Raw genomic sequence first — 7,028 nt, 5'->3', positions numbered from 1 at the left:
CTTCCGCCGCCGCTGCCTTCAACGATCCCGTGACTCCCACTACCGCAAACGACTCAGCACGCTCGGAAGCTACGAACCGCCGTAGCAGTATTAGGCCACGGCTGGGCGGGGGTTCGGTGGGGGCGGGGGTGGGTCGCGGGACCGGAAGGGTGAGCCCGGCGGTCGCGCTGGGGCCTGGAGTGGCTGGGAGAGCGCGCGTGGATTCGGGGGTGTGCTAGCTCGTACGAGAAAGGGGTTATCGGGTGCGCAAGCGGGCGACGGCAATGACCACGATGATGGCCAGGGTGGTCGCGAAAGCGACCGGGTAGAGCCAGAAGCGGCCGGTGAGCAGGCAGAGGATCAGCAGGGCGCCGTAGTAGGGAACGCCTATGGCGAGGCCGGTGAGCGCGCCGCGGCGGACGTAGGCGGGGTCGTCGGGGCGGGCGAGAGGCGGTTGGTTGTTGGTCTTGCGGCTGGACCAGGAGATGAACGGGATGAGCAGGGCCCAGATCACGCCGTAGAGGGCGGACACGGCGATGATCAGGGGGATGGGGTCACCGCGGTCGAGGTAGAGGCGGAACGGGAACCAGGCGAGGCCCATGAGCACGGACAGCACGGCGAAGCGGGCCGGTGGGCCGCCCAGGCGGACCGGCCAGGTGGTCTGCGGGGAGGTTTGTTCGACCATGGCCGATGCCTTTCCCCGGCGGGCCGTCAGTCAAGCGTCTCCGGCACGTGGGCGGCGGCGAGCTGGCCGAAGACTGACCAGCCGAGCGATTCGTAGAGGCCGCGGCCCTGCTCGGTGGCGGCGAGCACGCCGGTGTGCAGGCCTAGATCGGCGGCGTGAGCGGCGAGCGTGTGCATGATCGCGCTGCCGAGCCCGCGGCGTCGGTGTGCGGCGTCGGTCTCCACCTGGTCGATGACACCGACCTCGCCGGCCGGAGCGAGCCGGCCCCACGCGGCGAGCGCGTCGTCGCCGTCGCGGATCTCGGCGATCGCGACCGGGCCGTCGGAGACGACCCGCACCCGGTAGGGCGCCGGCGGCGCCCCACGCTCGGCGGGGGTGAACGGGGCGCTCATCAGGTAGGCCGTGTCGGCCATGACCCACGCCGGCGGCAATGCCGCCCGCAACCGGTCCGGATCGCCGGCCACCTTGATCCACGTGCCCGGTGCCGCAGCCCGGCTGCCCAGCTCGGCCAGGATCTGCTCGTCATGGCCGCTCAGCACATAGCGCACCCGATGGTTCGGCAGCCCGACCGCGATGCGCCACCCGCCGGGAACCGGCTCCGGATCGGCGGTGGAACGGCACCGCGCCCAGCCGTGCACCCACCCGCCCACGAGATCCACCATGCCGCCGATGATCGACAGTGACGCCTGGGATGCGCAAGTCGCGTACGCTCGCCGCCGTGACGGAACGGCCTTTCGGACGGCCCTGGGTGGGCGCAGCGCTGGCGGCTGTCCCGCACGTGATCCTGCTCGCCTGGATGGCGCTGCTGGTCGCCCAGTCGTCCGGCACCGACCGGGTCTACGCGAGCCTGATCGGCCTCATGGAGCTCTACGTCGTGCCGTTCGCGCTGGTCGCCGCGTTGATCACCCGGTTCGTGCCGGCGGTCCGCGGCTGGGCGTGGCCGATCGCCGGCACCACCGTCGCCGGCGCTCTGCTGGTCTTCTGCGTCGCGATGATCGTCGCTCAGGAGGGCACCTGGGCCTGACCGCGGCACAACGACGCCGCCGGCCGTTGCGGGGGACAACGGCCGGCGGCGTGGTTTGTTCAGCGGTTGTGCTGCCGCGGTCCGGGGACGGCGGGCCAGAAGCCGCTGTTCGGCATGTTGTTGCGCATCGCCCGGTAGTACTGGAAGGCGACGGAGGTGCCCGGGCGCAGGTCGACGGTGAAGAAGTCGCTGCCTGCCCCGCGGATCACGCCGGGCATGGCCTCCTGCAGGGCGGTGTTCTGCCGCTGCCCCGCGACCCGGCCGGCGGGCAGGGCGGGCGGGACCGAGACGAACACCCGTACGCTCGGCTGGTTGCGGCGGATGCGCTGCAGCAGCGTGGTCATCCGGCGGGTGACCGCGTCAGCGGTCGCGCCGCGCATGATGTCGGCCGAGCCGGCGTTGAGCAGGATGACGTCCGGCTGGTATGCCGCCTGCAGTTTGGTGATGTTGCGGTCCACGTCGTCGACGGTCCAGCCCCGGTGCCCGTCGTGGTCGAAACCGGCGACCGGGCCGTTCGTCACGCTGCCCACCCAGCGGTGGTTCAGCCCGTGCGGCTCGGCGCCGCGGCGCAGCAGCGAGTCCAGCTCGGTGCGGTAGCCGCCGGCGGCGATGCCGTCACCCACGGCGAGCATCCTGTACGTCGGCTTGCCGCAGTAGGGCAGCGCCTTGAACCGGTAGCCCCGCGCGGTCAGCAGCGGCAGCAGCCGCTTGAAGGCGCCGAGCTGCCCGGTGGCGCCGGCCCGCTCCGCGTGCAGGGTCACCATCGCGCCGTCGAAGACCTGCTTCTGCACCTCCGCGACGATCCGGTCCGGGTCGGTCCAGGCGGCCGGGACGAACACCTGCCGCTTGTCGGTGGGGTCCATCACCGACAGGGTCTGGCGCAGACCGAGCCGCTTGCCGGCCTGCTCGATGGCGGGGGAGGTGGCCCAGCCCGGCGGGCGCCAGCAGTTGCTGACGTACGGCTGCAGCGCCGCCTGAGCCTTCGCCAGCTGCTGGTGCACCTCGTGGCTGCGCAGGCGCGGCAGCGACTTGTGGCCGTACGTGTGGTTGCCGATCACGTGCCCCTCGGCGGCGGCCCGCGCCACCAGGTCGGGCCGCTGCTCGCCGTTGACACCGACGTAGAACAGGGTCACCTTGGCGTCGTAGGCGGCCGCCGCGTCCAGCAGCTCGGCGGTCCCGGCCCCGGGCCCGTCGTCGAACGTGAAGTACACGGTCTTCGGCGAGGCGGCCGCGGCCGCCGGTACGGCCGTGCCGGCACCGGTCACGCTGATCATCGCTGCCGCAGCCGCTGCGGCCGCCCGCCACCACCTAGGAGTCATGCCCGTGTCAGTCGGTTCCGGGGCGCCCCCGTTTAGCCGGCGGGCGGGTGCACTCCGGGTGCGGCTGACACGGGCCGCGGGTCAATCCTCCCGGTCGCCGGAGCCCGGTTCGGACATGCCGCGGTGCATGCGTGCCTTGACCGTCTCCGGGGTGACCTTGGCCGCGCCGGCCATCAACCGGTTGGTGACCGACCCGGCGACCACGTGGTCCTTGCCCTTCATCAGCGCCTCGAAGCCCTGCTTGGCGACCTGCGCCGGGTCGTCCTTGCTGTCGCTGGCGCCGACCCGGGTGTCCTGCATGCCGGCCCGGTCGAAGAAGTTGGTGTCGGTGGGGCCGGGCATCAGGGCGGTGACCGTCACGCCGCTGTCCTTGAGCTCCTCGCGCAGCGCCTCGGAGAAGGAGAGCAGGAACGCCTTCGACGCGGCGTAGACCGCCTCGAACGGGCCCGGCTGGGTCGCCGCGATCGACGAGGTGAACAGGATCCGGCCCGCGCCGCGGGCCACCATGTCGCGCACGGCCAGCTTGGCGAGGTGCACCGAGGACCGTACGTTGAGGTCCACGATCCTCAGGTCGGTGTCCAGGTCCGACGTGGCGAACGGGCCGCCCTGCCCGATGCCGGCGTTGATCGCGATCGCGTCGAGCGGCCGGCCGGTGGCGCTGACCTGGGCGTAGAACCGCTCGACGCCCTCGGGGGTGGACAGGTCGACGTCGACCGCTTCGATCACGTCGAAGCCGTTCTCGGTGAACTGCTTGGCCAGTTCGAGGCCGATTCCGCTGGACGCGCCGGTGACCGCGGCGAGGGGTTTGGTCTGCATGCCGACCGTCTACCCGCCAGACCGGCGGCTACACCGGGCGCGCGACGAGCAGCTCGCGGGTGATCCCGGCCAGGTCGCTCACCCCGGTCAGCGCCATGGTCAGGTCCAGTTCGGCGATGACGTTGGCGATCACCTCCTCGATGCCGCGCTGCCCGGCGACGGCCAGCCCGTACATGTAGGGGCGGCCGAGCAGGACCGCGTCGGCGCCGAGGGCGAGGGCGGTGAAGACGTCGGCGCCGCTGCGGATGCCGCTGTCCATCAGCACGGTCCGGTCCGGGCCGACCGCCTCGCGGACGGCGATCAGCGCGTCCAGCGCGGCGATCGAGCTGTCCACCTGCCGGCCGCCGTGGTTGGAGACCACCACCGCGTCCATGCCGAGGTCGAAGGCGCGCAGCGCGTCGTCCGGGTGCAGGATGCCCTTGAGCACCACCGGCAGCCGGGTACGCTCCCGCACGCTCGCGATGTGCTCCCAGCTCAGCCGCGGGTTCGAGTAGATGTCGAGGAACGTCTCCACCGACTGGCGGGGCCGCCCGGAGCGCAGGTTGTCCAGGAACTTGCCGGGATGGCTGCGGACCATCGCGAGCAGCGACCGGACCGCGGCCACGGTGACCTCGGCCGGTTTCGCCAGCTCCCGCTCGGCGGCGAGCTGCTGGAACCGCGGGTCCGACGTGTACTGCGCGATGCCGAGCCCGCGGGCGAACGGCAGCGAACCCAGGTTGAGGTCCTGCGGCCGCCAGCCCAGCACCGTGGTGTCCAGGGTGATCACCAGGGCGCCGGCGTTGATCGCCTCGGCCCGCCGGATCAGGCTGTCGACCAGGCCGTCGTCGGTGCTCCAGTACAGCTGGAACCAGCGGGGCGTGTCGCCCATCGCGGCGGCGGTCTCCTCCATCGGGGTGCCGCCCTGGTTGGTGTAGACGTACGGGATGCCGGTGGCGGCGGAAGCCCGGGCGGTGTGCAGGTCGCTGTCGGCGGCCATCAGCTGGCCGGCGCCGACCGGGGCGAGCAGGATCGGCGCGGGCAGCCGGGTGCCGAGCAGGTCGCGGGAGAGGTCGCGGTCGGCCGCAGCGCGCAGCATCCGCGGCACGATCGCCCACCGGTCGAAGGCCTCCCGGTTGTTGCGCATGGTGCGGCCCAGCCCGGCACCGCCGGCCACGTAGGCCCAGGCGGTGCGGCTACTGGCCTTGCGTGCCTGCCGTTCGAGCTCGTCGAAATCGGTGGGGACGGCCGGGCGGCGGCCGAGCACCCCGGCGCGGTAGATCTGGTTCTGCCGGAGTCGCCCCGGCCCTGCCGACGTGGTCATGCGCCACACCCTAGAAACAAGTCAGGCGACTTGTAAACTGGTGACGTGCCACGTACCCAGGCCGAACGCCGCGCCGCCACGGTCAACGCCCTGCTCGACGCCACCCTGCGGAGCCTCGTCGAGGTCGGGCTGGCCGCCACCACCACCCGCGGCGTCGCCCAGCGGGCCGGCGTCAGCCAGGGCGCCCAGCAGCACCACTTCCCGACCAAGGCGCTGCTCGTCGACGCCACGATCATCCGGCTGATGGAGGGGTTCGTGGCCGGCCTGCGCGCCGCCTCGATCACCGGGGACACCCCGCGGCAGCGCCTGCACCGGCTGCTCGACCAGCTGTGGGAGATCCACAACCGGCCGGAGATCGCCGTCGTGCACGAGGTCTTCACCGTCGCGCGCACCGACGCCGAGACCGCCCGGCTGCTCGCCGCCACCCTGACCACGGTGCACGACGACATCGTCGCGCTGGCCGCCGAGCTGATGCCCACCTACGCCGCGGCGCCCGGCTTCCGCGACGTCATGCTGACCACGCTCGCCGCGATCCGCGCCACGGCGCAGACCGCCGCGGTCCCCGGCACCTGCGGTGCCGTCCCCCGATGGGAGAGCATGCGCGGCGTTCTCGCGCGGGCATTTGAGCCGTGCGAGTGACGCCCGTGATTGCGCCGGAACCCTCCTGGGTAGATCTGGGTGCAGTCACGAACGTCTACTACCGACCGCGGAGGGAAACCGCCATGACCCAGACGACGAGCACCCGTGGCACCACGACCGCTGCCCGCGTCTGCACGATCCTCGCCTTCGTCTTCGCCGTGGCCGCCGTCCTGGTGAGCCCCCTGATCTTCGGCCTCGCCGCGCTCGTGCTCGGCATCGTCGGCGGTTACCTCGGCGACCGCCCGCTCGGCTGGTACGCCGCCGCGGCCGGTGTGGCCGGCGGTGTTCTCGGCGTGATCCTCAACGCGATCATCCTCAACTCCTGACCTATGGCACGGACGGCATCCGTCGGGCAGGGTGGCCCGGTGGATGCCGTTGTCATTCTCGTGCACAGCCCGCCGATGACCCCCGACGCGGCGACCCGGCGGGCCGTTTCGGCCGAGCAGCGCTGCACCAGATCGTCGATCCGGAGACGGTGACCGCGCGCCTGCTGGCTCAGCTGACCCGCATCACGACCGCGGTGGCGTTGTCGGCGCCCACCGGCAGGGTGTCCGCGAGCAGCGACTCGGCGGCCGCCGCCGGGGCCGCCGTCAGCACCTCGCCGATCCGGTGGAAAGCCACCTGATCGGCGATCCCGTCGGTGCAGAGCAGCAGCACGTCACCCGGCCGCAGGCTCACATTGAGCAGGTCCGCCTCCGGCTCCCCGGGATGCCCGGCGTACCGGGTCAGCCGGTAACGGTCCGCGTGCGCCTGCCGGGAGTCCGCCGGATACCAGCCGTTCAGCAGGCCCAGCCAGGCCACCGTGTGGTCGACGGTGAGCAGCTCCAGCAGCCCGTCGCGCAGCCGGTAGGCGCGCGAGTCACCCAGCTGCGCCAGCCAGGCGGACCCGTCGGCCGGATCCGCGACGAACGCGGTCAGCGTGCAACCGGTCAAACCCGGCAGGCCACGGCCTGCCGCCCGCACGTCACGCTGCACCTCGGCGATCGCACTGCGCAACCCGCCGGGGTACGGGGTGAGCGCGCTGCCTCGCACGAAGGTGCCGACGGCGGTCCGCCCGGCCGCGCGACTGCCCGGCCCGTCGCCCATGCCGTCGGCCACCACGGCCAGCGGACGGTCCGGGTCGAGGTGCAGGACGTCGTAGTTCTCCCGGTAGCGGGAGCCGACGACGCTGCCGGCGGCCGCGGACACCCGCCGGCCCGCGACCGTCCACTCCGCGGCGCTGATCTCCACGCCCCCACGGTAATCGGGAAATCGGGTAGTTTCCCG

9 protein-coding genes are annotated in these 7,028 nt (G+C 72.5%); 3 read left to right on the top strand and 6 right to left on the bottom strand.

Annotated features, from left to right (window positions below):
* Positions 1 to 235 precede the first annotated feature (235 nt).
* On the bottom strand, positions 236 to 664 hold the full coding sequence (locus tag AB0F81_RS38265; protein ID WP_360205848.1) for a hypothetical protein: 429 nt from the start codon (positions 662 to 664) through the stop codon (positions 236 to 238).
* 26 nt (positions 665 to 690) lie between these two features.
* Positions 691 to 1,326 carry a GNAT family N-acetyltransferase gene (locus AB0F81_RS38260; RefSeq protein WP_360205845.1) on the bottom strand — a complete coding sequence of 212 codons (636 nt, stop codon included), beginning with the start codon at positions 1,324 to 1,326 and terminating at the stop codon, positions 691 to 693.
* Between the two features lie 56 nt (positions 1,327 to 1,382).
* On the opposite strand from AB0F81_RS38260, the gene AB0F81_RS38255 reads away from it, so the two are divergent.
* Complete coding sequence (locus tag AB0F81_RS38255; RefSeq protein ID WP_360205842.1) at positions 1,383 to 1,688, top strand: hypothetical protein; 306 nt, start codon at positions 1,383 to 1,385, stop codon at positions 1,686 to 1,688.
* Positions 1,689 to 1,747: 59 nt separating this feature from the next.
* On the opposite strand, the gene AB0F81_RS38250 is transcribed toward AB0F81_RS38255, so the two are convergent.
* The 3 genes from AB0F81_RS38250 to AB0F81_RS38240 form a co-directional block, all read right to left on the bottom strand.
* Entirely contained in the window at positions 1,748 to 3,007 is a 1,260-nt protein-coding gene (locus AB0F81_RS38250) for a polysaccharide deacetylase family protein (protein ID WP_360205840.1), read from the bottom strand.
* Between the two features lie 81 nt (positions 3,008 to 3,088).
* Complete coding sequence (locus AB0F81_RS38245) at positions 3,089 to 3,823, bottom strand: SDR family NAD(P)-dependent oxidoreductase (protein ID WP_360205837.1); 735 nt, start codon at positions 3,821 to 3,823, stop codon at positions 3,089 to 3,091.
* A 28-nt stretch (positions 3,824 to 3,851) separates the two neighbouring features.
* Positions 3,852 to 5,123, bottom strand: a complete 1,272-nt coding sequence (locus AB0F81_RS38240; protein ID WP_360205834.1) for an alpha-hydroxy-acid oxidizing protein — start codon at positions 5,121 to 5,123, stop codon at positions 3,852 to 3,854.
* Positions 5,124 to 5,168: 45 nt separating this feature from the next.
* On the opposite strand from AB0F81_RS38240, the gene AB0F81_RS38235 reads away from it, so the two are divergent.
* Both AB0F81_RS38235 and AB0F81_RS38230 read left to right on the top strand, forming a co-directional pair.
* Positions 5,169 to 5,762, top strand: a complete 594-nt coding sequence (locus AB0F81_RS38235; RefSeq protein ID WP_360205831.1) for a TetR/AcrR family transcriptional regulator — start codon at positions 5,169 to 5,171, stop codon at positions 5,760 to 5,762.
* Between the two features lie 83 nt (positions 5,763 to 5,845).
* Positions 5,846 to 6,088, top strand: a complete 243-nt coding sequence (locus AB0F81_RS38230; protein WP_360205828.1) for a hypothetical protein — start codon at positions 5,846 to 5,848, stop codon at positions 6,086 to 6,088.
* Between the two features lie 169 nt (positions 6,089 to 6,257).
* Here AB0F81_RS38230 and AB0F81_RS38225 read toward each other — a convergent pair whose 3' ends face one another.
* Positions 6,258 to 6,992 carry a protein phosphatase 2C domain-containing protein gene (locus AB0F81_RS38225; RefSeq protein ID WP_360205826.1) on the bottom strand — a complete coding sequence of 245 codons (735 nt, stop codon included), beginning with the start codon at positions 6,990 to 6,992 and terminating at the stop codon, positions 6,258 to 6,260.
* Between the last annotated feature and the right edge of the window lie 36 nt (positions 6,993 to 7,028).

Source organism: Actinoplanes sp. NPDC024001 (assembly GCF_040638955.1).
Taxonomy (GTDB): Bacteria; Actinomycetota; Actinomycetes; order Mycobacteriales; family Micromonosporaceae; genus Actinoplanes.
Note: the sequence above shows the minus strand (reverse complement) of the source record. Positions and strands in the feature narration are given on the sequence as shown.